Genomic DNA, 24,888 nt, shown 5'->3' on the forward strand with positions numbered 1-24,888 from the left:
TCCACTTCGCATTGTTATTAACATGAATCAGAAAGGCGAATCCAGCATACGCGGTGCGAACACCGCGCAGCAGGATTACTTGGAAGCCTTACTGTTTCTTCTTGGGTGCGAGCACCATGATCATCTGACGACCTTCGATCTTCGTAGGGAAGGATTCGACAACGGCCAATTCAGAATCTTCACACAGGTCTTTACGGACGCGGTTAAGCACTTCCATACCGATCTGTTGGTGCGCCATTTCACGTCCACGAAAACGCAGAGTGATTTTAGCTTTATCGCCATCTTCCAGAAAGCGAATCAGGTTGCGTAGTTTGACCTGATAGTCGCCATCATCGGTACCAGGTCGGAATTTGATTTCCTTAACCTGAATAACTTTTTGTTTCTTCTTCTGCTCTTTAGTCGACTTACTTTTCTCGTAGAGGAATTTGCCGTAATCCATGATTCGACAAACTGGCGGCTCGGCATTCGGACTGATTTCTACTAAATCGACGCCCGCTTCCTCAGCTTTTTCCAAAGCTTCATTCAGACTGACAATACCAATCTGCTCGCCATCGACGCCGGTGAGGCGAACTTCTTGCGCGCGAATCTCTTTGTTAATGCGATTAGGACGCGCCGGTTGAACTCGTTTTCCGCCTTTAATACTTTATTCCTCCAGTTGATGAAGACTTCTGCTGCGGATCTCCGCGAGCAGTTTGTCAACGACTACGCTGACGTCCATGCTTCCTAAATCTTTTCCGCGGCGGGTACGAACGGCAACCTTGCCCGATTCGACCTCTTTATCACCACAAACCAACATATAAGGAACACGACGCAACGTGTGTTCGCGAATTTTAAAGCCAATCTTTTCATTTCTCAAGTCGGCTTTAACGCGAATGCCTGCTTCTTGCAGTTTTTTAGTTAATTCTTCGACATAGGTAGCTTGATTGTCAGTAATATTAATTACCACTACCTGAACCGGAGCAATCCATGTTGGGAAAAAGCCCGCATACTCTTCAGTAAGAATACCGATGAAGCGTTCCATTGAACCCAGAATTGCGCGGTGAATCATTACTGGTACCTGACGATCGTTGCTTTCACCAATATATGAAGCGTTCAGGCGCCCGGGTAATGAAAAGTCGAGTTGCACGGTACCACACTGCCACGCACGATCCAAACAATCATGCAAGGTGAATTCAATTTTCGGGCCATAAAAAGCCCCTTCACCCGGTTGATATTCAAATTCGATCTTGTTTTCTGTCAACGCAGCAGCGAGGTCATCTTCAGCACGGGTCCACATTTCGTCGCTACCAATACGTTTTTCAGGACGGGTTGATAACTTAACCACAATCTTTTCAAAACCAAAGGTGCTGTACATGTCGTAAACCATGCGAATACAGCTGTTGACTTCGTCACGCACCTGCTCTTCAGTACAGAAGATGTGGGCATCGTCTTGAGTGAAGCCACGCACGCGCATCAAACCGTGCAAAGACCCGGAAGGCTCATTACGATGACAACTGCCAAATTCAGCCATACGCAGTGGCAAATCACGGTAAGACTTCAGACCCTGATTAAAAATCTGCACATGGCCCGGGCAGTTCATCGGCTTGATACAATATTCACGATTCTCTGAAGAGGTAGTGAACATCGCTTCTTTGTAGTTATCCCAGTGACCTGTTTTTTCCCACAGTACGCGGTCCATCATGAAGGGACCTTTCACTTCCTGATAGTCATAAGACTTCAGTTTCATGCGGACGAAAGCTTCCAGTTCGCGGAAAATAGTCCAGCCATCGTTGTGCCAGAAAACCATACCAGGCGCTTCTTCCTGCATGTGGTAAAGATCGAGCTGCTTACCGATTTTACGGTGATCACGTTTTCCAGCTTCCTCCAGACGTTGCAGGTAAGCGTTCAGTTGTTTCTTCTCAGCCCAGGCGGTGCCATAAATACGTTGCAGCATTTTATTTGTGCTGTCACCGCGCCAGTATGCTCCTGAGGTTTTCTGCAACTTGAAATGATGGCAGAAACGCATATTGGGGACGTGGGGCCCACGACACATATCCACGTACTCTTCGTGATGATATAGGCCCGGCTGGTCATCATGACTGATGTTCTCATCCAGAATCGCCACTTTGTACTGCTCGCCACGACTTTCAAACGTATCGCGCGCTTCCTGCCAGCTGACTTTCTTTTTAATAACGTCGTAATTTTTCTCAGCCAGTTCGTGCATACGCTTTTCAAGTAGATCAATGTCTTCCTGAGTCAGTGTGCGATCTAAATCGACATCGTAATAAAAACCGTTGTCGATAACCGGACCGATAGCCATTTTGGTGTTTGGCCATAATTGCTTAATTGCATGGCCTAAAAGGTGCGCACAAGAGTGACGCAAGATTTCCAAACCGGCTTCGTCTTTGGTCGTGATGATCGCTAATTGTGCGTCTTCGGTGATCAAGTCTGTTGCATCAACCAGCTCGCCATTCACACGGCCTGCGATACAGGCTTTCGCCAGACCAGGACCAATATCAAGGGCAACATCAAGAGGTGAAACAGGAGCATCAAACGAGCGCAGGCTTCCATCAGGAAGAGTAATAACAGGCATTTTGATTCCTTATCTACAGTGGTGCCCCACACGACAGAGCACATATAGAAAAATATTTAAGTGTGAATTCAATCGATTAGTTACGTTATTCAACTCTACTTTGCCGAATATATGCACCTGTGAAACCCTGATTCCATTGTTTCAGGATGCGACGTAAAAAACGCCAACCAGTGTAGCATCCGTAAAGTGCGCTTTTCCAGCCACCTAGGTTGCTTAATGGTGATATTTTTCGTGTAATTCATACCAGCACACTAACGTTAAGAGAACATAACCAAATGGGTGATAATTTATGACCGAAATCGGCCTGCTGTTTAAAGCTATCGGCTTAGGATTAGTGATTTTACTGCCGCTGGCGAATCCGTTGACGACGGTCGCTCTGTTACTCGGATTATCAGGCAATATGACCGAACAAGAACGCAATCATCAATCCCGGATGGCTTCTATTTATGTGTTTGTGATCATGGTTGTGACTTATTACGCGGGTCAGGTGGTGATGAGCACCTTTGGTATTTCCATTCCAGGCCTACGCATCGCGGGGGGATTGATTGTTTCTTTTATCGGTTTTCGCATGCTATTTCCTCAGCCTCATGCTGAAGAAAAAACCATGGTAGAGAACAAAACTGAAGAGATGAAGAAGCAAGACTCACCCAACATCGCCTTCGTTCCTCTCGCCATGCCAAGTACGGCAGGCCCCGGGACTATCGCGATGATCATCAGTAGCGCCTCTGCTATCAAAGATGGGGTGGAATACCCTGCATGGGTTATCACAGTCGCGCCGGTGATCGTTTTTTTACTCATTAGCCTGATTCTTTGGGTTAGCCTGCGTAGTTCCGGAGCCATTATGCGTATGGTAGGAAAGAGCGGGATTGAAGCGATTTCGCGCGTGATGGGATTCTTGCTGGTCTGTATGGGCGTACAGTTTGGGATTAACGGGATTCTGGAAATTATTTCGCACTACCCGCCAGCGGCCTGAGAGGCACGCTGGCGGACAGAATGAACAAGGCTTATCGCATCGCCAGATAAGCGTTGTTCACTTTCCACAAGTAGCGAGGCGCTTGCGGTGCGGGATGTTTCTGCTGTACGTGCTGATAAAACTGCTCCGGCGTCATCTGGTTTATCTTTGCCACCGCATCGGTTCTATCGCTGGAGAAGGTTCTCAGCAAGGCACCTGCACCGTTCACGTAGGCCACGGTGGTTGCATATCGTCGGGTCTGAGGATTACTGATGCCCGCCAACTGCTGCTGCAAAATACTAAGATAGGCAGTACCTAAATCAATATTTACAGCCGGATCTTTCAATTCATACGTACTGGGCTGACCATTGAGCCCTTTCATACGGTAAGCGTCACGCCCTGCAGTCGAGGCTTTAAGCTGCATTAAACCTACTGCGTTAGACTTACTCACAACGGTGGGGTTAAATCCTGACTCAACCTGGATAATTGCTTTTACCAGTGTTTCATCAACACCATAGGTATTAGCGGCCTGATGGATAACGCTACCGTAAGGTCCCTGATGCATCAGGGACGAGTCCGGGATAGCGGACGGTGGATTCAAAAAATGAGTCCGTTGTTGTACCGGCATTTCTTTAGCACAACCTGCTAATAAAAACGCGACAATCAAATAAAGAATATTTGGTTTCACATTATGCCTCTCACGACGTTGACGGAAGTCAGCATATACATCTTCTGAGCACACCTGAATATATTTTTAGTCTATGCTCAATAATATTGTGTTAAACAAAGATGTTACCCGTTCGTCGATAGGATGATTCTGTTTGTATTTGGCAATTTATTTCACTTATTCTGATTTTCTCGTCGTTCATTGAACCAAATACACAATGCGCTGAGCACTTAACTTGTATACATTTAATCCACGACCTGATTTAGCTGTGCGCCGGATCGGGTTTTTTAAGCGAGAAAACCGCTAACTTAATGAATTATCAGGGCAGTCAGAAGGGGGGAATCCATGTGGCAAGCCGTTAATCGTCTGTTAAGTGAACATTTTGGCAACGCTGAAATCCGTGAACGGGTGGAGTTGCCAGGAGGAGAAATCCACACGGCCTGGCGTCTGAGTTATGGCGACAGGGATGTCTTTATTAAATGCAATACGCGCGAAATGCTGCCAATCTTTGCTGCTGAAGCCGATCAGCTATCGCTCCTTGCCCACAGCCAGACGGTGCGCGTACCCGAGGTTTATGGTGTCGGCAGCGACCGCGACTACAGTTTCCTGCTGTTGGAATATTTGCCACTTGTACCGCTAGATGCAGACAGTGCCTACCTTTTCGGACAGCAGTTGTCCGACCTTCACCAGTGGAGTGAACAACTTCAATTTGGCCTCGACTTCGATAACGAACTGGCAACGCTGCCTCAACCCAATACCTGGCAACGCCGTTGGGCGACCTTTTTCGCAGAGCAGCGCATCGGTTGGCAGTTACAGCTCGCGGCGGAAAAAGATATGAGCTTTGGTAATATTGATGATATCACCGCCATGATAGAGGCGCGTTTGCATAATCATCAACCCCGCCCTTCACTACTACATGGTGATTTGTGGCCACATAATTGTGGTTTAGCACCCAGCGGTCCGGTGATTTTCGATCCAGCCTGTTACTGGGGGGATCGTGAATGTGATCTGGCGATGTTACCGTTATATCCTAAAGTCCCGTCTGATATTTATGAGGGTTATCAAAGCAGAAATCCCCTTCCTGAAGATTTTGCACTTCGTCAGCCTGTGTACCAGTTATATTATTTACTTAATCGAAGTAATCTTTTTGGCGGGCAACATTTGGTGGTTGCGCAACGCGCTGTTGAACGCTTGTTACGCAGCGAGGATTGATGAATCAACAAATAAAAAGCCTGAGTCTATTTTCGACTCAGGCCTGTCAGGAACCAATATAAAAAGAGGGTATTTGGCAGCAAATATCAGCCGAATAAACCCAACAATTTCAAAATAAAATAGGCAATAACTGCCAGAATTATTGGCAGAATATACAACGGAAAGTATTGCACGAAAATAGTATGCCGCGGCAATACGATACGCTCTTCAATTTGTTGTTTCGACCGTCGTTCACTCTCTTTCGTCTGTTCAAGAATCAACTGATCTTGAATACCTTCGCGAATGTGCATGACCTGACGTGACATTCTTGCACCCGACGCCTGTAACGCCAGCCCGACAAATATCAGCCAATAGATGATGAAAAACATGATGTTGGCGGTAGTCACACCTTGCCCCAGGACGGGTACTGGTGAGTTATACCAGAAAATGTTCAGGAAAGAGGTGTTGAAACGCACCATGTCGACCATCACATGCACAAAATCAAGCATCACCGCGTTGATCCCCTGCTGGGCCTTACTGTGCTCATAAGCAAAGTTCAGCAGTGAAATCCCAGTTGACAACAATGTCGGGATGAAAACCACCCATCCCATGATCCGCTTTAACACAGCAACGCGTCCGGCTTGTTGATACGTCATGAATTCCCCTTGTAAGGACGTCTCAGTTACCGCCTAAGTTTACCTACAGAATCTCAACACCGCCCACTGTTTTAACGGCTTAGCCGTAAAGTCAGAGAAAATAGAGATACCGTGCTTTTGGTTTTCGCGATTTCACCTGCGCCGCTGCCAATGCTAAAGTGATAATCCCCTCGCAACGGAGTGATCACTGATGGCATACACACGCCCTGTTAGTGCAGCAATTTTTGATATGGATGGCCTGTTGATTGATTCAGAACCATTATGGACACAGGCTGAGATGGACATTTTTGGCGTTTTAGGACTGGATTTGTCACAGCGGCACTTGTTTCCGGACACACTGGGACTGCGTATCGATCAGGTGGTAAGAATGTGGTATCAGGCCATGCCGTGGCAGGGACCCACTCAGGCTGAAGTCACACAGCAGATTGTCGCCCGAGCTATTGAACTGGTAGAACAGACACGCCCTCTCCTTCCAGGTGTCACTCACGCGCTGGAATTGTGCCGGGATCAGAAGCTTAAAATTGGTCTGGCTTCCGCATCACCGCTGCATATGCTGGATAAAGTGCTGGAAATGTTCAATCTCACCGGCTATTTCCAGGTTCGGACATCAGCTGAAAACCTGCCGTACAGCAAACCGCATCCGGAGGTCTATTTGCAGGCTGCGTCCCAGTTGCAGGTTGACCCGCTCAATTGCGTGACGCTAGAAGACTCTTTCAACGGGATGATCGCCACCAAAGCCGCGCGTATGCGCTCTATCGTTATTCCTGCTCATGAATTCAGTGCTGACTCACGCTGGGGATTAGCTGATATTAAGTTGTCTTCGCTTGAACAACTCGCGGCAGAACATATCCGCTAATGATGATGGGCGCACCGTTAGGTCTGCCCGTCATTTTTAGCGCCTGACACGCGTTAAAGAAAATCAGCGCGTTTAGGGGAAAATGTATCAATCAACACGCTGTCTTGTTCAAGCGCGACCACACCATGCATCTCATTTTTTACTGCGCGGTAGGCATCTCCCGTCTTAAGCACTCTTTTTATACCGTCAATTTCCACTTCAAAACTCCCTGCCGCAACATAAGCGATTTGATCATGAATATCATGCTGATGGGCCACGCCGATGGCGCCCTGGTCAAAATGCACGGCCACCATCATCAGTTCATCACTCCATGTCATTATCTTGCGCTTAATTCCATGCCCTAGCGCTTCCCAGGGCGTGTCATCATTAATAAAGAAAGTTCTCATCACGGCTCTCCGTCACAGACGATGGCAGCATCGCCTTATTACGTCGCGAAATGCAGCGACCCCTCACAGCATTCTAACGATCGCAGCGCCATTGCCACGGCTTAATGTTGGAAAACTTGAACCCCCTCATAATATATAAAACATCATTTCATTTTTATTGAATCATCATCCCAATAGCTCTATGCTACCTGTATAACAGATGAACCGGGCGACAGAATCCCTGTAGTGATGCCACTGCCACGCATACTGAAATTCGCTCCGGTGGCGACTCCTTCCATAACACTGACACGCACAAGAGGCACCGACATGCAAGTCCGTCAAAGCATTCATAGCGATCATGCCAAACAGCTCGATACATCAGAATTACGCCGCGAATTTCTAATCGAAAAAATCTTTGAAAGGAATACTTACACCATAACTTACAGCCACATCGACCGAATCATCGTCGGTGGCGTAATGCCGGTTGAGGGTAGCGTCTCCATCGGTGATGAAGTGGGTAAGCAGTTAGGCGTGAGCTATTTTCTCGAACGCCGCGAACTTGGCGTGATTAACATCGGCGGACCAGGCCAGATTGTCGTCGACGATACAACCTATGACATTGGGCATGAAGAAGCGCTATATGTGGGTAAAGGTGCCAGACAGGTTGAGTTCAGCAGTCTGGACTCGGATAAACCAGCCAAGTTTTACTACAACAGTGCACCGGCTCACACCACCTTCCCGAATAAAAAAATCACCTTAGCCGAGGCTTCCCCACAAACTATCGGTGATGCCGCGACCAGCAACCGCCGCACGATTAATAAATTTATCGTTCCAGATGTATTGGAAACCTGCCAGTTAACCATGGGCCTGACCAAACTTGAGCAGGGAAGCTTATGGAATACCATGCCCTGCCACACTCATGAGCGCCGCATGGAGGTCTATTTCTACTTCGATATGGACGATGAAACCGCCGTATTTCACATGATGGGACAGCCGCAGGAAACTCGTCATCTGCTGGTTCACAACGAACAGGCAGTTATTTCACCAAGCTGGTCCATTCATGCTGGCGTGGGTACCCAACGCTATACCTTTATCTGGGGCATGGTAGGTGAAAACCAGGTGTTTGATGATATGGACCACGTAAAAGTCAACGAATTGCGCTAAACCGTCCGCTCTGTCTCGAGTAGGCGGAGCATCCCTTTACGGCGAGGATCGCCGTGGTAAAAGTGAGAAAAATCATGATCCTTAATGCATTTGATCTGGCAGGAAAAGTGGCACTTGTCACCGGCTGTAATACTGGTCTTGGCCAAGGAATGGCGCTGGGACTGGCTCAGGCTGGTTGTGACATTATCGGTGTTAACGTCAGCGCCCCGGATGAAACGTCAGAACAGGTCGCCAGACTAGGCCGCCGTTTTCTTGATTTACGTGCCGACCTCAGTAGCATTGCTGGGATACCGCAACTGATTGAAACGGCAGTCAGTGAATTCGGCCACATTGATATTCTGATCAATAATGCCGGGATAATCCGTCGCGAAGATGCTATCGAGTTCAGTGAGAAAAACTGGGATGACGTGATGAACGTGAATAGCAAAACGCTATTTTTCATGTCACAGGCCGTGGCGCGCCAATTCATCAAACAGGGACAGGGTGGCAAAATTATTAATATTGCCTCCATGCTCTCCTACCAGGGCGGGATTCGTGTGCCTTCCTATACCGCGTCAAAAAGCGCAGTGGTGGGTGTCACGCGTTTGATGGCGAACGAATGGGCCAAACACAATATCAATGTAAACGCCATTGCACCGGGTTATATGGCGACCAATAACACTGAGGCGTTGCGCGCTGACGAGGGGCGCAGTAAAGAAATTCTTGAGCGTATTCCTGCCGGGCGCTGGGGTAGACCCGAAGATGTTATGGGACCGGTTGTGTTCCTCTCATCCGGGGCTTCTGACTATATCAACGGTTACACTATCGCTGTAGACGGTGGCTGGCTGGCACGATAAGCAAGCTAAAGGTAATAAAAAAGGCACGTGAGTGTCACCTTTTTTTTATTTATCAACATATTGACAATTAGTTACAGCGTAACACTTTCATGATTATGGCGCTTTCACCTATACTGGATAAAATAACAGTCATTCAGTTCGGAAGCGTCATGACGGCGGAAGGCCATCTCATATTCTCCATCGCCTGCGCGGTGTTTGCCAAAAAAGCACAGCTCTCTCCAGAGCTGGCGCATGGTGACTGGTGGCATATTATCCCGGCGTCCCTGCTAACTTCTCTGCTACCCGATATTGACCATCCCAAGTCACTGATAGGCCAGCGCCTAAAGTGGGTCTCACAGCCTATGGCTCGCATGTTCGGTCATCGTGGTTTTACCCATAGTCTGCTGGCTGTCATTGCCAGTGTCTTTTTATTTCGAACCCACTTTCCTCACGACTGGGTTATCCCCATTGACGCTCTGCATGCCATGATCATTGGTTATATCAGTCATATTCTGGCGGATATGCTGACACCCGCCGGAGTCCCTCTGCTATGGCCATGCCGGTGGCGTTTTCGATTACCCCTCATCAACAGCCAAAAAGGCAACCAGCTTGAGCGAACATTATGTTTGTTATTGGTCGGTTTCACCCTGTTTTGGCCCAACTGGGCGCCCATTATTAGTGCAATGAAACCTGAATCTTTCAGCAAAATTTTGAACTTAATCACGTAATATCGACTGACTTATGCTCTGCTTGCTTGTTTTGCATACAAATAAAGGGAAAAAGTTATAAACCATTCCTTTTGAATATAATCAGGTCTGATAGCGACTGATATTCTATTGTTTAACGCGACAAATTGTCTAACGTGACAAGACGGTGCCCTCCTTGCAGAGAACACCGGTAAGCAATATATAATCAAATAATGAATAATTTGGAGATCTGGGTATGAATCTTCCGCTCGTCATTAACGTAGTGGTCTTCGTTGCCCTCCTTTTGCTATTGGCGCAAACCCGCCACAAGCAGTGGAGTCTGGCAAAAAAAGTTTTAGTGGGTCTGGTGATCGGCGTGCTCTTTGGTCTGGCATTGCAGCTGATTTACGGCTCAGATGATCCTGTCCTCAAAGCGTCCATTAGCTGGTTCAACATTGTCGGGAACGGTTACGTACAGCTACTGCAAATGATCGTTATGCCGTTGGTGTTCGTTTCTATTCTGAGTGCAGTGGCTAAGTTACATAATGCTTCCTCACTGGGCAAAATCAGTTTTCTGACTATCGGTACCCTGCTGTTTACCACGCTGATTGCCGCACTGGTCGGTGTGTTTGTAACCGGTTTGTTCGGCCTGACAGCAGACGGCCTGGTACAAGGTACTCAGGAAACGGCGCGTCTATCTGCACTGCAAAGTACCTATGTGGGTAAAGTCGCCGATCTGACAATGCCACAGCTGATTCTTTCCTTTATTCCAAAGAATCCCTTTGCTGATTTGACTGGCGCGAGCCCAACTTCAATTATCAGCGTGGTGATATTCGCCGCCTTTGTGGGGGTTGCTGCCCTGCAACTGGTGAAAGACGATCAGGAAAAAGGTCCGCGCGTATTGGCGTTCATTGACACGCTGCAAGCCTGGGTGATGAAACTGGTACGTCTGGTCATGAAACTGACCCCTTACGGCGTGCTGGCGTTGATGACCAAAGTGGTCGCCGGTTCTAATGTCCAGGATATTGTTAAACTCGGTAGCTTTGTGGTTGCCTCTTACCTCGGTCTGGCGATCATGTTTGTGGTACACGCGCTGCTGCTGTCATTCACCGGTGTGAACCCGTCCAGGTTCTTCCGTAAAGTCTGGCCAGTGCTGACCTTTGCGTTCACCAGTCGTTCAAGTGCAGCAACAATCCCATTGAACATAGAAGCACAGACTCGTCGTCTGGGTGTTCCCGAATCCATCGCCAGCTTCTCTGCTTCTTTTGGTGCCACCATCGGCCAGAACGGTTGTGCCGGTTTATACCCGGCGATGCTGGCAGTCATGGTCGCGCCAACGATGGGCATCAACCCGTTTGACCCCATCTGGATAGCCACGCTGGTCGGCATTGTTACCCTGAGTTCCGCTGGCGTTGCGGGTGTGGGCGGTGGGGCAACTTTCGCTGCGCTGATTGTGCTACCTGCGATGGGCTTGCCGGTCACTCTGGTTGCGTTACTGATTTCTGTTGAACCGCTGATCGACATGGGCCGTACTGCACTTAACGTAAGTGGTTCAATGACTGCAGGTACCCTTACCAGCCAGCTTCTGCGTCAAACAGATAAATCAGTAATGAATGCTGATGACAATGCCGAATTAGCACATCGTTAATGTGACGTTTGTCAGTTGAGCATGTGAAAAAGGCCACAACGGATGACGTTGCGGCCTTTTTTTATCGCTAATGTTTATGGCTTAAAATGCGGTTTCCAGCGAGTCAGTAATGCGATAATCATCATCAACCAGCGGCAGGTAACGCCATTTATCAAACGCAGTACAGGGGTGAGAAATACCGCACCCTACCCAATCGCCCGGATGTAATTTTTCATCCACTGGCAACAATAAATAAGCATGATGATCGTTAACGTCACTGATGCGCAGATGGCTTGCAGATCGTGGTTCACTTCCATCAGCATTGCGGATCCACAGCGGGTTGGGCAAGTCTTGATCGAACGGCACATCACGACGACCAAAATCGACCAAGGCCAACCCCGGTTCTGGACGGGATAATACACGTCCCCAGATTTCCAGTGCCGCATCGAAATGGTGCGTAGCGCCTGGCTGGGCAAAAGGTGCGATACGTGAGTAAAGACCGTTATCATGCGCCATGTATGCACCAGAACGGATAAGCGGCGTAATAGGCAATGGCAGGGTTGCCGCAGTAAAGCAGGAAGTCACTACGTCAAACCAGGCACCACCGCCAGCGCTGAGAATAATATTATCGCTATTAAACAGGTTCTTCTCCGCCAGAAGTGCCGCTGTGGCGATCATCATTTCACAATAATCTTTCACCCGCGCAATGCCTGACGCGTCACGCCCGGCTCCCAGTGCGCCTTCATAACCGGCCACGCCAACCAGTTGTAGAACCTCGCTAGTCGCGATAGCTTCTGCAATTTTTATGGCCTCATCCGATGAACGACACCCAGTGCGACCGCCGCTAATAGACATCTCTATCAGTACGGAGATCCGACTGCTGCCAAGGTTTTGCTCCAAAAGCGTCACGCCCTGCAACGAATCGACGTAGCAAAGAAAATCGTGTTCAGGATGCTCTTGCTGCCACTGTGCAATCCAGCGTATCCCGGCAGGATCGACCAATTCATTGGCTAAAAAAACATTGCGAATGCCGAACTGGCGTAATGCGCGCACTTGGGACGGCGTGGCGGCCCCCAATCCCCAGGCCTCTCCTTCCGTGATCGCACGACGAAGGATCGCTGGCGACATGGACGTTTTACCGTGCGCCGCAAGCAATACGCCATTTTCGCGGCAGAAAGAGGCCAATTGACGCAAATTATTGTCTAATGCCGACTGCTTCATAAGCATCAGCGGTGAAAATACATCATCGCTGCTCAATACCGGCGTGCCGTTTGGCAACGGTGCATTACCTGCCCCCGCGACTGATTTAAACCGTGGTGCTGCTTGCTGTGGGTCGAGTAATCCATCGGCTCGCAGTGGAAAGTGAAGAGACATCATTCCTCCTATTAGTGCTCAAGCACGCGCGATAAGAATTGTTGGGTGCGTAGATTCTGCGGATTAACAAAAATCTGCTCCGGCGTACCTTGCTCGGCAATAACGCCCTGATCCATAAACACTACACGGTCAGCTGTTTTGCGGGCGAAACCCATTTCATGAGTGACGACCACCATCGTCATGCCTTCGCGCGCCAGACTGCGCATGACCTCCATGACTTCACCCACCAATTCCGGATCGAGAGCTGACGTGGCTTCATCAAAAAACATAATCTTAGGTTCAACGGCCAGCGCCCGTGCAATGGCGACTCGCTGCTGCTGACCACCAGATAACTGTGCTGGATAGTGATGTGAGCGTTCCGACAGGCCAACACGCGCCAGGGCAGCCATGCCCCGCTTATTGGCCTCTGCTACGGACAACTTTTGCGCTTTAATCAACGCCAGTGTCACATTGCCAAGTGCGGTTTTATGTGGAAATAAGTTAAATTGTTGGAAAACCATGCCAACGTGACCACAGATCTCGCGGGAACGTTTATTGTCATGTAAAGGCACATGATTCACCCAAACCTCACCGCCGTCGGCTTTCTCAAGACCGCTCATGATACGCAGTACAGTACTTTTACCGGAACCAGAAGCACCAATCAGTACCAATACCTCACCCAGTGAGACATCAAGGCTGATTTCCTTCAGCACCTGTGTAGAGCCGAACGACTTGGTCACATTATTCAACATAATGGCGGGTTTACTCATGATAACTGACTCCTGGTTTGATGATGTTGAACCCAACGAGAAAGCGGAAAGCAGACCGCGAAATAGAGCAAGGAGACAAGACCGTAAATCACTACTGGCTGACCGATGCGATCGACAATCGCCTGCCCCTGATGCATCAATTCGGACATACCGATCATGCTAACAATCGACGTATCTTTAATCAGCGATAAATATTGGCCGACTAAAGGCGGCAGTACGATCCCACGCGTTTGTGGTAACACAACGCTCATAAAAGTTTGGCGTTTCGAAAGCCCCAGGATCCATGAAACTTCCCATTGTCCTTTTGGTACAGCTTCAATACCGCCGCGAAAAATTTCCGCAATATAGGCTCCCTGATAAATGCTTAAACCCATAATCCCCGCAGCAAAAAGGTTGATGTCATAGCCGAAGTAGGCAACACCAAAATAGATGAACATCAGCGTTATCAGCACCGGGGTACCGCGAAACAGTTCGGTGTACAGCACGGCAATCTGCTTAACAATAGGCAAACCACTTGTGCGCATTACTGCCGCCAGCAAACCGAGCAGCGTACTGCCTATAATCGCGGCGACGGAAAGTAATAAGGTAATACCGAGCCCTTCCAATAACATCGGTAAGGAATTGATGATCAATTCACTCATTGGGAGTTTCCCCCTTTCGCTGAATGAGCGAGTCCTTTTTTCGGCCACCACCCATTGGCTTTTTTCTTCGAGGTCACCAGCGCCGGATGAAACATGTGCCGACCAGCGAGATTGCCCAGCCATGAGAAAATATTACTGAACAGAAGATATATGACCGTCACAATGCTGAAGGTCTGGATATACAACAATGTACGTGCATTTATCACGGTTGCTGTGCCGGTGAGTTCCGGAAGCGCAATGGCCGAAAGTAACGAAGTCCCCAGCAAGAGCTGAATCAGGTTGTTAATAATTGCCGGCCATACTGCTCGCGCGGCTTGCGGCAGTATGACACTCATAAATACCTCACTTTTAGGTATCCCAAGCACCCAAGCAGCCTCGAGTTGACCTTTGGGTACAGACTGAATGCCCGCTCGGAAGGTTTCCGACAAATATGCCCCGACATTTATCCCCAGCGCCAATACACCTGCAGTAAACGCATTCATCGTGATACCAAGAGAGGGCAAGCCAAAGAAAATGATAAAAATCTGCAGCAACACCGGCGTATTACGAATAAATTCTACATAACAGTGGCTGATCAAACGCACTACGGACAAGGAGGATGATTTCGCCAATGCTGAGATCAAGCCCAGTGCTACGGCAAGTGCAAAGGCAACAACGGTGACCTGTAGTGTCAACCAAGCGGCAGAAAGAAACGTATCACCATAGCGCCATAGGGTTAGCCATTGATAACTCATGGTCTTACTCCTTCGAGAGGCGCGGCATGAATTGCCGCGCCGTATGCTGTCAATACTGCGGGTTCAGGGGATAGCGTGGTTTGTTGCCAAACCATTTCTGATAAAGTGTGGCATTATCGCCTGATGCGTTAATCTCGAAGAGGAACTCATTAAGGTAGTTCGCCCAAACCTGGTCACCTTGTTTTACAGCGAACGCATTGTATTCCAATGGAACTAAGGCTTCATTGGTCACAACCAGTGTGGGATCCAGCTTGGCCTGGTAGGCCAGGAAGTTGTTATCTTCAATCATGGCATCGGCCTGCCCCTGTTTTACTGCGAGGATAGCCGCCTGAGAGGAGTCATATTCCTGAATATTCACCTTAATACCCAGGTTACGAACCTCATCGCCGTTGGTTGAACCTTTAACCGTGGCAATCGTTTTACCCGCCATATCATGTGCCGATTGAATCCCGCTATTTTTGCGAACCAGCATCGCTTCACTCGCCACAACATACGGATTGGTAAAAGTAATTTCTTTCGCACGGTCGAGATTTCGAGTGAAGTTACAGAACACCACATCCACTTTATTCGTCTGCAGGTTTGGAATTCGGTTGGCGCTGGTGGTATTCACCATCTCCAGCTTCACGCCCATCTCTTTTGCTAATGCTTTCGCGAGATCGACGTCATAACCATCGGCATTACCGTCTTTATCATAAAAACCGAACGGGGCGAAACTCAGGCAGTCACCCACGCGCAAAGTGCCGCGCTGAAGCACGGTTTGCAAGGCGGATTGCGGTGCTGCACCGGCTTCTTTTTTATCTTCGGTCGGTGTACAGCCAGCCAACGTCAGTAATACCAATGTAGCAGCCACTGCTTTGACACTGACTTTCAGCGATGTTGTATTCATTTTTTCTCTCTTTATAAAATGGAGACGATATGAAAATAAAATTTCACAGAAAAATGAAAAGCGTAGTGAATAAAATACTGTCCTGGTGTAGTCGTAGAATTAAATAAATCGCTAATCTGACTTAATGGGTAATAACTATTTACGATCCGCGCGGAAGCATTTCATGTCCACTTCAACTTTACAGTCAACAACTAAATCTTGAACACTACAGATACGGGCTGGCGGGTTGCCGCTAAATATCTCACTGAATACTTTATTAAATGAGCTGAAATAACGCGCATCAGTTAACACCGCAGTGACGTGTACGACATCCTCCACCCGATAACCTGCTTCACGCATAATCGTTAGACAATTATCGAACGCCAGTTGCGTTTGTTCAATGATGCCGCCCTCCACGACTTCACCGTCCTGCATGGGAGTTTGGCCAGAGATATATAACCAGCCATCGGCCTCAACAGCACGTGAAAAGGGGAGTTTCTGGCCGCCCGTGCCCGTTCCACCGTCAACACCGTAACGTTTAATCGTCATGCAATACTGCTCCTGTGTGAGATAATGCTGCGTCCACTTCGACACATCAACCGTCCGATATATAAGACAGCAATCTCTGATACCGGACACACTCAGATTTGCATATGAAATGAGCTTTTGCAATATGTGCAAGATTAATTAATTCCACGTGATGTGTTCTGGGTCTCATAAATAAACATCTCAACCAAACGCTGCCGATTAAAATGTGATCCTTATCTTATTTAATTAGACGCCATTAATCACTGCGCGCCAAAATGGGGCCCCCAAATAGAACGTACAGTTTAAATATTAAATAGGCATCAGGATGAATTCTTTAACGGCGGGGATGGGTTAAATTCATGCGTCCGTGTATGATGCTTTTTAATCTATTCCCTTCACACCACAACAACAGGAGAGTTGGCTTATGCCAGATGAGAAAGTATCACGGGCGCGCGGTGTTGACAGGGTTATCGATATTTTCCGCCAGCTACATATTGCGGGTCGGCCAATGGCAATGCGGGATTTGATCGAAGCAACCGGGGCTCCGCGCTCAAGCGTATATGATCTGGTTAACTTACTCGGTGAGGCTGGCTTGGTTGAGTTAGATGCAGAGGGTGCCGTGTTTTTCGGCCGTGAGATGCACTACTATGGTGCGGACTATATGGCCCATAACGATCTGATTCGACGGTCACATCAGTTGATGGTTGAAATAGTAGCGCGACATGGGGAAACCGTTCAGCTTTGCATGTTGGAAGGTAACAAATACACCGTGGTACTTTCAGAAAGTAGCGCGCGTCCCTTTAAAATCACCTCAGATATCGGTGTACGGGTGCCGATTACCTGGACCGCAACAGGTCGTTTACTGCTAAGCAACTGGTCAGATAGCGATATTCTCAAACTGATCCCCGAAGAAGATTACCAATTGGCTAACGGTAAAACGTTAGACAAGCAGACCTTCCTCAACGAGATTCACTATGCCGGTCATTTGGGATATTGCCTGACTGAAGGCTTATCTGAGAGCTTTACCTGCTGCATGGCCGCACCGATTCGTTCGCGTGGCGGTCAGGCTGTAGCCGCCATCTGCTTTATGGTGAGTCGAGACACCCCAGAAGATCGCCGCCAGATGCTGCTAAAAGAACTGATCGACGCAGGGCATAAGCTCTCTGATTTGACCTGATGTTCTCCGCTGGAAGACAATGCGTGGGTTCCTCCTAAACTTGCCCAACATGTGGGGCAAGTTTAGGAGTTTTGCTCATTAGAACGGATAGTCGTGATAACCCAACTGTTGGGAGATGTTGCGCGCTGCAGTGTGCAGCATGCTGACATAGTCTTTTTTGCTTTCTTCCGAAAAACGGATAGTTGGGAAAGAAATACTCAGGCCCGCGGTAACCACACCAAAACGATCAAACACCGGTACCGCGATACAACGCAGTCCTTGCTCCTGCTCTTCAATATCTTCACCGAAGCCCTGTTCACGAACTTTCACCAGTTCATGGTGTAAAGCCGGAGCATCAGGCAAAGTATTTTCAGTACTGCGGGTAAACTCAATTTCTGACAGCAACGCGTCGACTTCACTGCGCTCACCCCACGCTAGCAGCGCTTTACCAATTGCTGTGCTGTGAAGAGGATTGCGGCGACCTATACGTGAATACATCCGCAAGTTGTACATAGAGTCAATTTTGTGAATATAAACAATGCCGACGCCATCTTCATCCAGTGCCCCAAGATGAATGGTTTCACGCGTCAGACGGGATAATTCTCGCATCTGAATATCTGCGCTACGAATAAGATCGACATTCTGTAAAGCTTTCGCGCCCAGCTCAAACAACTTCAGTGTTAAAGAGTACTTCTCCGACTCGCCTTCCTGAGCGACATAACCTGACGATTTCATCGTCTGTAAAAAGCGATATACGGTACTTTTTGACATCATTACACGTTGCGAAAGTTCAGTAATACCAATCTCTCTTTCTTCTCCCAGAGCCTGCAAAATGCCAAAAACTTTCAGAACTGAGGAGACGGAATCCGGTTGTTTATCAAGATCTGCGTTAGCCATAACTCTCTTACCTGCCGCGTTAGTTTTGTTTCAAAAAAAATAGAACACAGTTTTCATTATAATGGCAAGCTTTTGAGAACCGCAATCACCGATAAAAAAAGCTGAGTTTTTACCCCGAATATTCATCACTTTTCTTACAATATTTCTCACGATTCTTATTAGTCACGATTGTTACTCAATAGTCATTAGCGTGGTAATATTCCCTCTTATTATTATCTTTAATGTCGGCACTCATTCATGACTCTCACGCCAAATGACGGGCTTCCTACTCCTCAACGCTATGGGGCGATTCTGGCTATCGCTCTCGGCATTACTGTTTCTGTGCTGGATGGCGCTATTGCCAACGTGGCATTACCGACCATCGCCAAAGATTTGAATGCCAGCCCGGCATCTTCAATCTGGGTGGTCAACGCCTACCAGCTCGCGGTCACTATTTCGCTGCTTTCGCTGGCGTCGCTTGGGGATATTTTCGGTTACCGCCGAATCTATCAAACGGGGCTATTGGTCTTCAGTATTACTTCGCTGTTTTGCGCCCTATCTGACTCACTCACGACCCTAACTATTGCGCGCATATTGCAGGGATTTGGCGCGGCGGCGATCATGAGTGTCAACACTGCACTGATACGAATTATCTACCCTCAGCGCTTCCTCGGGCGAGGGATGGGGATTAACGCCCTGATCGTTGCCGTTTCTTCGGCCGCTGGGCCGACCGTCGCCGCAGGTATTTTATCGATAGCATCCTGGCAGTGGCTATTTGCCATTAACCTGCCCATTGGTATTGCCGCATTGGCGCTGGGGCTGAAGTTTTTGCCCGCTAACAGCAGCAAAAGCCAAGGGCAGCGTTTTGATTTCACCAGTAGTCTGATGAATGCCTTAACCTTCGGCCTGCTGATCACGGCTATCAGCGGTTTTGCTCAAGGGCAAAACAAGCTGCTGGTGTTAGCCGAAGTGGTCGCTATGCTTATCATCGGTGGGTTCTTCGTTCGTCGCCAGTTATCACGTCCCTTTCCGTTATTACCGGTCGATCTGCTGCGAATTCCTATTTTTGCGATGTCACTGGGTACGTCATTATGTTCGTTCAGCGCGCAGATGTTGGCTTTCGTTTCGCTGCCCTTCTTCCTGCAAAATACGCTGGGACTGGATTCTGTATCCACCGGTTTGCTATTAACCCCATGGCCACTGGCCACCATGGTGATGGCACCTATTGCTGGCCGATTGGTTGAGCGTTATCACCCTGGAATGCTGGGCGGCATTGGGCTGATTGTCCTATCGTTCGGGCTTTATTCGCTCTCATTGCTACCACAAGATCCCTCAAACCTGAACATCATCTGGCGTATGTTGATCTGTGGTGCCGGATTTGGCCTGTTCCAGTCGCCGAATAACCACACCATCATCACCTCAGCGCCACGCAGCCGCAGCGGCGGTGCGAGTGGACTGCTGGGTACGGCAAGGCTTCTTGGCCAGACAACAGGGGCAGCGCTGGTTGCGTTGATGCTCAATCTTTTCCCGGACCATGGTACCCACGCGTCGTTGATTCTCGCAGGGACTCTGGCGGGTGCCGGAGCCTTAGTCAGCTTTATGCGTCTGACCCAACCAACTGCCAGTCAGAAAGAAACAGCAGCAAAACCCTAAAAACCTGATTCGACAAAGCATGGGCATTAAAAAACCCGGCCATTTAGGCCGGGTTTTTCTTTTGCAGATAATGATAATCCGTTACTTGATGTACTGTCCGCTCCGCAATGCTTCGATACGCTTATCCAGCGGCGGGTGCGACATAAACAATTCGCTGAATGACTTTGACTTACCGTTAATACAAAACGCCATCATACTGCCTGCTTCCTGCGGTTCATGGCTGGTTTTCAAGCGTTGCAGTGCAGCAATCATTTTTTCACGGCCAACCAGTTTGGCTGAACCGGCATCCGCATAAAACTCGCGATGACGCGAGAACCACATGGTGATGATACTGGCCAAAATCCCAAAGACCAGTTCCAGCACGGTCGCTACCGCGAAGTAAATCATCGGGTTACCGCCACTGCTTTCTTCACCATCACGGTTGCCAGAAAGGAAACCTGATGCAACCTGAGCGATCAGCCGGGAAATAAATATCACGAAGGTGTTCACGACGCCCTGAATCAGAGTCATCGTCACCATGTCACCGTTAGCAACATGGCTGATTTCATGGGCGATCACCGCTTCAGCTTCGTCTTGACTCATGCTTTGCAGCAGGCCAGTACTCACCGCTACCAGCGATGCATCTCGACGTGCGCCAGTAGCAAAAGCGTTAATATCCGGCGCGTGGTAAATCGCGACCTGCGGCATCGCAATGCCCGCCTGTTGGGACTGACGGCGAACCGTTTCGACCAGCCAGCGCTCCGTTTCGTTACGTGGTTGCTCGATGACTTCACCGCCAACTGAACGCAACGCCATCCATTTGGACATCAGTAAGGATACGAAGGAGCCACCGAAACCGAACAGACCAGCCATGATCATCAGCCCTTGTACACTGCTCGACTGAATACCGGTAAGACTCAGTACCAGACCGAAGATCAGCATGACCGCCAGGTTAGTTATCAGGAATAACCCTATACGCATCATAAAATTCTCACTTCCTCATTGTTGTTTCATTGTTATGCAAGGTGAAAGCCGTAAAAGCTATCCTGCCGACTTAGATCCTATGGGCAATTGCTGCAGATTCAAGAGTAGGCCAAGACTACACGCCTAAATTCACAATACTTTACAAAATGTAGTGCTTTATTTCACTCTCTCGTGCAAATTATCAACAACGTATCGGGTTCTCAGTGTCGGTAGCGAATCCGGGGCAATAAAAAAGCGCACCGGAGTGCGCTTTGGTAAGAACTCATTTTTCAGACAACGTCAGCTTACTTGCTACCTGCGGGTACCTGATCGCCCTGGGTTTTCAGCAAACGCGCAAGATCGAGCGCAATGTTATCGGCTTCGTCCAGATAAGGGTCCGGAGCAACATAATCTTTCGGTAAATCTTCGAGAGATTTTAGCGGTTTCTTCCCTTCACGTTTGAAACGCTCATTCAAGCGAGTCAGGCGTGTTGCATCATCCAGTTTGTCTTCTTTATCACGCTGTGCGTAATTCAGGGAGACGATATCGCGTTTGTCTTTAAGCGCGTTATAGCGTGCAATATCTTGCTGGATGTATTGGAATTCAGGATCTTTCGCGATACGCGCATCGTGATCTTTCAGCAATTCAGGTATGAAAGGTTTCAGATCGCCCGTTTTCGTGTAGGTCGCCGCATTAACGCTATCCCATGGCAAGGCGTTATCTTCAAATTTCTCGCCAGTTTCAATCGTTTCATTGCCGGTAGGCATCAGTATTTCAGGCGTTACGCCCTTACGCTGAGTACTGCCGCCGTTGATACGATAAAATTTCTGAATCGTATACTGTACGGAACCCAAAGCTGGCCACTCAGGGCGCAACATCTGGTCGTAAATACGGTTCAGTGAGCGATATTGCTGGACAGTGCCTTTCCCAAAGGTCGGTTCACCGACAATCAGAGCACGGCCATAATCCTGCATGGCTGCCGCGAAGATCTCAGATGCTGAAGCACTGAAACGGTCAACTAACACAACCAGTGGCCCTTTGTAGTAAACCACGCCATCGGTATCGCTATCCTGGCGAATATGACCATTGTTATCACGTACCTGTACTACCGGGCCACTTGGAATAAACAGACCAGAAAGTGATACCGCTTCGGTTAATGCACCGCCGCCGTTAGTACGCAGATCGATAACCAGGCTGCTGACATCCTGTTTGGCCATTTTCTGTAACTGTACTTTTACGTCGTCCGTCAGGCCAACATAAAAGCCAGGAATGTCCATCACAGCAACTTTCTCATTGCCCACTTTCTTGATGGTCATTTTCACCGCGCGATCTTCCAGACGGATTTTCTCGCGGGTCAGAACAACGGTTCGCGTTTTGGTGCCTTTACCTGCTGGCAGAATTTCGAGGCGAACTTTACTGCCTTTCGCGCCTTTGATCAGAGCGACAACGTCATCAAGACGCCAACCGATCACATCAACAACGCCTTTACTGGTTGCTACCTGTCCTACGCCAACAATTCGGTCACCGACTGCAATGGCTTTACTTTTGGCCGCCGGGCCGCCAGCTACCATTGAGTTGATCACTGTATAGTCGTCGTCACCCTGCAATACAGCACCAATACCTTCCAGAGACAGGCTCATTTCAGTATTGAATTGCTCAGTACCGCGCGGAGACAAATAGTTAGTATGCGGATCAATTTCATGCGCAAAGGCATTCATGATCAATTGAAATACGTCTTCGCTATTACTTTGCGTCAAACGCTTCATCGCAAAGTGATAACGTTTAGTCAGCACATCGCGAATTTCTTTCTCGTTCTTACCTGCCAGTTTGAGATTCAGCTCATCATATTTGACTTTTGCATCCCACAAACGGTCAAGCTCAGCCCGGTCTTTCGGCCATGGCGATTTAGAACGATCGAGATTAATTGTATCGTTGCCAGTGAAGTCCATCGGGCGAGCCAGCACTTGTAACGCATAATTATAGCGTTCAAAGCGACGCTTCTGCGCCATATTGAACAAAGCATACGGCGTGGTCAGTTGGCCCGATTTCAACTCTTCACCCAAGGTATTACGCTTAGATGAAAATTGGGCCACATCAGATGCAATTAATACGTTATGGCCATAATCGAGCATGTTGAGATAACGGTCGAAGATTTTCCCGGAAAAATCCGCATTAAGATCAAACTGACGATAATGCGAACGGGTAAAGCGTGCCGTAACACGCTGACTCACCGTGGCGTCTTGAGGTTCTTGTGTCAATTGCTTGAGCTGACCGATAGTCACTGGTGCACTATCGTTCGCATAACTGGTGTTAACCAGACTGGCTCCTGACAACAACAGACCTGCAATAACGCTTAATCTGACAAATTTGTTCATGCCTGAGTTGGCCCCCGTATCAGAACTGCAAGTGTTCTGCGCGCACGATCATCGCCAGACCCGAAGAAAGCTGTACTCGGACACCGTCTTTGGCAATTTCCAAAACGGTAGCATCCATCGCACTCTGACCTGCTCTGACTTTGATTTCCTGGCCAATTTGCAGTTTTGATATATCTGTTACTGGCACATGACGCGGTTCACGTTTTTCCTCACGCGGTGGGCGAGGTGTTCGTGGTTTGCGATTTTCCTGACCAGCCACTGGAGCAGTTGCAGGCACATTTTCACGACGCGGCGCAGGTCTCTTCGCTGCCGGACGCGGACGACGTGGTTCGGCTTCGCCGGCCTCACGACGTTTTGCCTGTTGTTCAGCACGTTGTGCCTGAACGCGGGCTTTCGCTTCTTCTAACTGTTTGCGAGCATGCTCGACGTGCTGCTCTTCCAGCTCGCCACAGGCATTACCATCAAGGTCAACGCGCTGTGCGCCAACTTTAACGCCATACAGATAGCGCCAACTTGAGGTATACAGGCGCAGAGCTGAGCGTAACTGAGTTTTGCTCAGATTCTCTTCGCCTTGCAAGCGCTCGACCAAATCCGCAAAAATACCGATCTTTAAAGGTCTTGCTTCGCCTTCGGCGCTAAAACAGAGCGGAAAACGCTCAGCCAAAAAGGCGATGACTTCTTTACTACTGTTCAACTTAGGTTGATTTTCCATGAAATTTCCTGATTACAACGGGTTTGCCAACCGGCGCAGGCATGAACTGGCGTCATTATAATGACGCCATTATTAAATGCCACGTTATCCGTAGATCAACTTGCGATCAGATTGACATATTTTGCTACATCGCAGTTTTGCAGATGTTGGCAAAGCCCTTCAACTAACTCAGACAGCCCTTGTTCATCGGCTTCATCGAAGCGTTGATAAACCGTGCTGTCAATGTCCAGAACGCCAATCACTGTGCCGCTGACGGTCACCGGCAATACAATCTCTGCATTGCTGGACGCGTCACACGCAATATGTCCCGGAAAGGCATGGACATCAGCCACGCGCTGTACCTTATTATCGGCTACAGCCGTGCCGCAGACGCCTTTTCCAACAGGAATGCGCACGCAGGCGATTTTGCCCTGAAAAGGTCCCAATACCAGTGAATTGCCATCTAACAGATAGAAACCCACCCAGTTAACCTCTTCAAGACGTTCAAAAAGCAAGGCACTGGTGTTCGACAGAGTGGCAATGAAATTATTCTCTCCGGCGATAAGTGCGTTCAGATCGCGTTTCAGTTCCGCGTAGAATTCTACTTTATTCATGTAATAACCAATAATACCCCAGGGCAGGCAGCCATTATGCTGTGCTTAACCTCTATAAAATAAGCATTAAATGCCCATATCAACAAGGTTAATCCTATGTGACTTCAAAAAGACTGTCCTACAATGACTGTTTGTCGTC

25 protein-coding genes are annotated in these 24,888 nt (G+C 48.6%); 9 read left to right on the top strand and 16 right to left on the bottom strand.

The window, feature by feature from the left end; all coding sequences use genetic code 11:
• Positions 1–88: 88 nt before the first annotated feature.
• Both infC and thrS read right to left on the bottom strand, forming a co-directional pair.
• Complete coding sequence (gene infC, locus IEV89_RS07300; RefSeq protein WP_013576136.1) at positions 89–640, bottom strand: translation initiation factor IF-3; 552 nt, start codon at positions 638–640, stop codon at positions 89–91.
• Positions 641–643: 3 nt separating this feature from the next.
• Positions 644–2,572, bottom strand: coding sequence for a threonine--tRNA ligase (thrS, locus tag IEV89_RS07305; protein ID WP_188471991.1), 1,929 nt, complete (start codon positions 2,570–2,572; stop codon positions 644–646).
• Positions 2,573–2,861: 289 nt separating this feature from the next.
• On the opposite strand from thrS, the gene IEV89_RS07310 reads away from it, so the two are divergent.
• Complete coding sequence (locus IEV89_RS07310; RefSeq protein ID WP_308420862.1) at positions 2,862–3,545, top strand: MarC family NAAT transporter; 684 nt, start codon at positions 2,862–2,864, stop codon at positions 3,543–3,545.
• Positions 3,546–3,576: 31 nt separating this feature from the next.
• Here IEV89_RS07310 and IEV89_RS07315 read toward each other — a convergent pair whose 3' ends face one another.
• Positions 3,577–4,212 (bottom strand): transglycosylase SLT domain-containing protein, encoded by a 636-nt coding sequence (locus IEV89_RS07315; protein WP_229746404.1) that lies wholly within the window; start codon positions 4,210–4,212, stop codon positions 3,577–3,579.
• A gap of 324 nt (positions 4,213–4,536) precedes the next feature.
• Here IEV89_RS07315 and IEV89_RS07320 point away from each other — a divergent pair, with 324 nt between their 5' ends.
• Positions 4,537–5,403 carry a fructosamine kinase family protein gene (locus IEV89_RS07320; RefSeq protein ID WP_188471993.1) on the top strand — a complete coding sequence of 289 codons (867 nt, stop codon included), beginning with the start codon at positions 4,537–4,539 and terminating at the stop codon, positions 5,401–5,403.
• Positions 5,404–5,489: 86 nt separating this feature from the next.
• Here the strand turns inward: IEV89_RS07320 and IEV89_RS07325 are convergent, their stop codons facing one another.
• On the bottom strand, positions 5,490–6,038 hold the full coding sequence (locus tag IEV89_RS07325) for a YniB family protein (protein ID WP_188471995.1): 549 nt from the start codon (positions 6,036–6,038) through the stop codon (positions 5,490–5,492).
• A gap of 190 nt (positions 6,039–6,228) precedes the next feature.
• On the opposite strand from IEV89_RS07325, the gene hxpB reads away from it, so the two are divergent.
• Complete coding sequence (gene hxpB, locus IEV89_RS07330) at positions 6,229–6,894, top strand: hexitol phosphatase HxpB (RefSeq protein ID WP_188471997.1); 666 nt, start codon at positions 6,229–6,231, stop codon at positions 6,892–6,894.
• A gap of 53 nt (positions 6,895–6,947) precedes the next feature.
• Here the strand turns inward: hxpB and IEV89_RS07335 are convergent, their stop codons facing one another.
• Positions 6,948–7,280, bottom strand: coding sequence for a cupin domain-containing protein (locus tag IEV89_RS07335; protein WP_188471999.1), 333 nt, complete (start codon positions 7,278–7,280; stop codon positions 6,948–6,950).
• Between the two features lie 306 nt (positions 7,281–7,586).
• Between IEV89_RS07335 and kduI the strand changes: the two genes are divergently transcribed.
• The 4 genes from kduI (at position 7,587) to IEV89_RS07355 (ending at position 11,572) form a co-directional block, all read left to right on the top strand.
• The gene (kduI, locus tag IEV89_RS07340) at positions 7,587–8,423 is read left to right on the top strand and encodes a 5-dehydro-4-deoxy-D-glucuronate isomerase (protein WP_188472001.1); all 837 of its coding nucleotides are present in this window, start codon (positions 7,587–7,589) and stop codon (positions 8,421–8,423) included.
• Between the two features lie 74 nt (positions 8,424–8,497).
• Complete coding sequence (kduD, locus tag IEV89_RS07345; RefSeq protein ID WP_188472003.1) at positions 8,498–9,259, top strand: 2-dehydro-3-deoxy-D-gluconate 5-dehydrogenase KduD; 762 nt, start codon at positions 8,498–8,500, stop codon at positions 9,257–9,259.
• A gap of 149 nt (positions 9,260–9,408) precedes the next feature.
• On the top strand, positions 9,409–9,966 hold the full coding sequence (locus IEV89_RS07350) for a metal-dependent hydrolase (RefSeq protein WP_188472005.1): 558 nt from the start codon (positions 9,409–9,411) through the stop codon (positions 9,964–9,966).
• Between the two features lie 214 nt (positions 9,967–10,180).
• Positions 10,181–11,572, top strand: a complete 1,392-nt coding sequence (locus IEV89_RS07355) for an L-cystine transporter (protein WP_188472007.1) — start codon at positions 10,181–10,183, stop codon at positions 11,570–11,572.
• Between the two features lie 81 nt (positions 11,573–11,653).
• On the opposite strand, the gene IEV89_RS07360 is transcribed toward IEV89_RS07355, so the two are convergent.
• The 6 genes from IEV89_RS07360 to IEV89_RS07385 all read right to left on the bottom strand — a co-directional run bounded on the left by IEV89_RS07360 (position 11,654) and on the right by IEV89_RS07385 (position 16,463).
• On the bottom strand, positions 11,654–12,925 hold the full coding sequence (locus IEV89_RS07360) for an alanine racemase (RefSeq protein WP_188472009.1): 1,272 nt from the start codon (positions 12,923–12,925) through the stop codon (positions 11,654–11,656).
• 11 nt (positions 12,926–12,936) lie between these two features.
• Positions 12,937–13,674, bottom strand: coding sequence for an amino acid ABC transporter ATP-binding protein (locus IEV89_RS07365; RefSeq protein ID WP_188472011.1), 738 nt, complete (start codon positions 13,672–13,674; stop codon positions 12,937–12,939).
• Positions 13,671–14,315, bottom strand: a complete 645-nt coding sequence (locus tag IEV89_RS07370) for an amino acid ABC transporter permease (RefSeq protein ID WP_188472013.1) — start codon at positions 14,313–14,315, stop codon at positions 13,671–13,673. The genes IEV89_RS07365 and IEV89_RS07370 overlap by 4 nt, the downstream gene beginning before the upstream one ends.
• A complete protein-coding gene (locus IEV89_RS07375) occupies positions 14,312–15,049 on the bottom strand; it encodes an amino acid ABC transporter permease (protein WP_188472015.1) in 738 nt (245 codons plus the stop codon). The genes IEV89_RS07370 and IEV89_RS07375 overlap by 4 nt, the downstream gene beginning before the upstream one ends.
• A gap of 49 nt (positions 15,050–15,098) precedes the next feature.
• Positions 15,099–15,935 (bottom strand): ABC transporter substrate-binding protein, encoded by an 837-nt coding sequence (locus tag IEV89_RS07380; RefSeq protein ID WP_188472017.1) that lies wholly within the window; start codon positions 15,933–15,935, stop codon positions 15,099–15,101.
• A gap of 135 nt (positions 15,936–16,070) precedes the next feature.
• The gene (locus tag IEV89_RS07385; protein WP_188472019.1) at positions 16,071–16,463 is read right to left on the bottom strand and encodes a RidA family protein; all 393 of its coding nucleotides are present in this window, start codon (positions 16,461–16,463) and stop codon (positions 16,071–16,073) included.
• Between the two features lie 403 nt (positions 16,464–16,866).
• Between IEV89_RS07385 and IEV89_RS07390 the strand changes: the two genes are divergently transcribed.
• Positions 16,867–17,619 (top strand): IclR family transcriptional regulator, encoded by a 753-nt coding sequence (locus IEV89_RS07390; protein ID WP_188472021.1) that lies wholly within the window; start codon positions 16,867–16,869, stop codon positions 17,617–17,619.
• A 78-nt stretch (positions 17,620–17,697) separates the two neighbouring features.
• Here the strand turns inward: IEV89_RS07390 and kdgR are convergent, their stop codons facing one another.
• Entirely contained in the window at positions 17,698–18,495 is a 798-nt protein-coding gene (gene kdgR / locus IEV89_RS07395; RefSeq protein WP_188472023.1) for a DNA-binding transcriptional regulator KdgR, read from the bottom strand.
• Positions 18,496–18,732: 237 nt separating this feature from the next.
• Here kdgR and IEV89_RS07400 point away from each other — a divergent pair, with 237 nt between their 5' ends.
• Complete coding sequence (locus IEV89_RS07400; protein WP_188472025.1) at positions 18,733–20,127, top strand: MFS transporter; 1,395 nt, start codon at positions 18,733–18,735, stop codon at positions 20,125–20,127.
• Positions 20,128–20,208: 81 nt separating this feature from the next.
• Here the strand turns inward: IEV89_RS07400 and htpX are convergent, their stop codons facing one another.
• From htpX to msrC, 4 genes are all read right to left on the bottom strand, one after another.
• Complete coding sequence (htpX, locus tag IEV89_RS07405) at positions 20,209–21,090, bottom strand: protease HtpX (protein ID WP_188472027.1); 882 nt, start codon at positions 21,088–21,090, stop codon at positions 20,209–20,211.
• A 284-nt stretch (positions 21,091–21,374) separates the two neighbouring features.
• A complete protein-coding gene (gene prc, locus IEV89_RS07410; RefSeq protein WP_188472028.1) occupies positions 21,375–23,444 on the bottom strand; it encodes a carboxy terminal-processing peptidase in 2,070 nt (689 codons plus the stop codon).
• 19 nt (positions 23,445–23,463) lie between these two features.
• Positions 23,464–24,156: an RNA chaperone ProQ gene (gene proQ, locus IEV89_RS07415; protein WP_188472030.1), complete on the bottom strand. Its 693-nt coding sequence runs from the start codon at positions 24,154–24,156 to the stop codon at positions 23,464–23,466.
• Between the two features lie 95 nt (positions 24,157–24,251).
• Positions 24,252–24,749, bottom strand: coding sequence for a free L-methionine (R)-S-oxide reductase MsrC (msrC, locus tag IEV89_RS07420; RefSeq protein ID WP_188472032.1), 498 nt, complete (start codon positions 24,747–24,749; stop codon positions 24,252–24,254).
• Positions 24,750–24,888: the final 139 nt, after the last annotated feature.

Origin of the sequence: Hafnia psychrotolerans, assembly GCF_014639435.1 — a bacterium.
Lineage (GTDB): Bacteria > Pseudomonadota > Gammaproteobacteria > Enterobacterales > Enterobacteriaceae > Ewingella > Ewingella psychrotolerans.

Excerpts from the sequence above, each read along its gene's own strand:
- thrS (WP_188471991.1), bottom strand. The coding sequence starts at position 2,572 with ATGCCTGTTATTACTCTTCCTGATGGAAGCCTGCGCTCGTTTGATGCT.
- IEV89_RS07310 (WP_308420862.1), top strand. The coding sequence starts at position 2,862 with ATGACCGAAATCGGCCTGCTGTTTAAAGCTATCGGCTTAGGATTAGTG.
- IEV89_RS07320 (WP_188471993.1), top strand. The coding sequence starts at position 4,537 with ATGTGGCAAGCCGTTAATCGTCTGTTAAGTGAACATTTTGGCAACGCT.
- IEV89_RS07325 (WP_188471995.1), bottom strand. The coding sequence starts at position 6,038 with ATGACGTATCAACAAGCCGGACGCGTTGCTGTGTTAAAGCGGATCATG.
- hxpB (WP_188471997.1), top strand. The coding sequence starts at position 6,229 with ATGGCATACACACGCCCTGTTAGTGCAGCAATTTTTGATATGGATGGC.
- IEV89_RS07335 (WP_188471999.1), bottom strand. The coding sequence starts at position 7,280 with ATGAGAACTTTCTTTATTAATGATGACACGCCCTGGGAAGCGCTAGGG.
- kduI (WP_188472001.1), top strand. The coding sequence starts at position 7,587 with ATGCAAGTCCGTCAAAGCATTCATAGCGATCATGCCAAACAGCTCGAT.
- kduD (WP_188472003.1), top strand. The coding sequence starts at position 8,498 with ATGATCCTTAATGCATTTGATCTGGCAGGAAAAGTGGCACTTGTCACC.
- IEV89_RS07350 (WP_188472005.1), top strand. The coding sequence starts at position 9,409 with ATGACGGCGGAAGGCCATCTCATATTCTCCATCGCCTGCGCGGTGTTT.
- IEV89_RS07355 (WP_188472007.1), top strand. The coding sequence starts at position 10,181 with ATGAATCTTCCGCTCGTCATTAACGTAGTGGTCTTCGTTGCCCTCCTT.
- IEV89_RS07360 (WP_188472009.1), bottom strand. The coding sequence starts at position 12,925 with ATGTCTCTTCACTTTCCACTGCGAGCCGATGGATTACTCGACCCACAG.
- IEV89_RS07365 (WP_188472011.1), bottom strand. The coding sequence starts at position 13,674 with ATGAGTAAACCCGCCATTATGTTGAATAATGTGACCAAGTCGTTCGGC.
- IEV89_RS07370 (WP_188472013.1), bottom strand. The coding sequence starts at position 14,315 with ATGAGTGAATTGATCATCAATTCCTTACCGATGTTATTGGAAGGGCTC.
- IEV89_RS07375 (WP_188472015.1), bottom strand. The coding sequence starts at position 15,049 with ATGAGTTATCAATGGCTAACCCTATGGCGCTATGGTGATACGTTTCTT.
- IEV89_RS07380 (WP_188472017.1), bottom strand. The coding sequence starts at position 15,935 with ATGAATACAACATCGCTGAAAGTCAGTGTCAAAGCAGTGGCTGCTACA.
- IEV89_RS07385 (WP_188472019.1), bottom strand. The coding sequence starts at position 16,463 with ATGACGATTAAACGTTACGGTGTTGACGGTGGAACGGGCACGGGCGGC.
- IEV89_RS07390 (WP_188472021.1), top strand. The coding sequence starts at position 16,867 with ATGCCAGATGAGAAAGTATCACGGGCGCGCGGTGTTGACAGGGTTATC.
- kdgR (WP_188472023.1), bottom strand. The coding sequence starts at position 18,495 with ATGGCTAACGCAGATCTTGATAAACAACCGGATTCCGTCTCCTCAGTT.
- IEV89_RS07400 (WP_188472025.1), top strand. The coding sequence starts at position 18,733 with ATGACTCTCACGCCAAATGACGGGCTTCCTACTCCTCAACGCTATGGG.
- htpX (WP_188472027.1), bottom strand. The coding sequence starts at position 21,090 with ATGATGCGTATAGGGTTATTCCTGATAACTAACCTGGCGGTCATGCTG.
- prc (WP_188472028.1), bottom strand. The coding sequence starts at position 23,444 with ATGAACAAATTTGTCAGATTAAGCGTTATTGCAGGTCTGTTGTTGTCA.
- proQ (WP_188472030.1), bottom strand. The coding sequence starts at position 24,156 with ATGGAAAATCAACCTAAGTTGAACAGTAGTAAAGAAGTCATCGCCTTT.
- msrC (WP_188472032.1), bottom strand. The coding sequence starts at position 24,749 with ATGAATAAAGTAGAATTCTACGCGGAACTGAAACGCGATCTGAACGCA.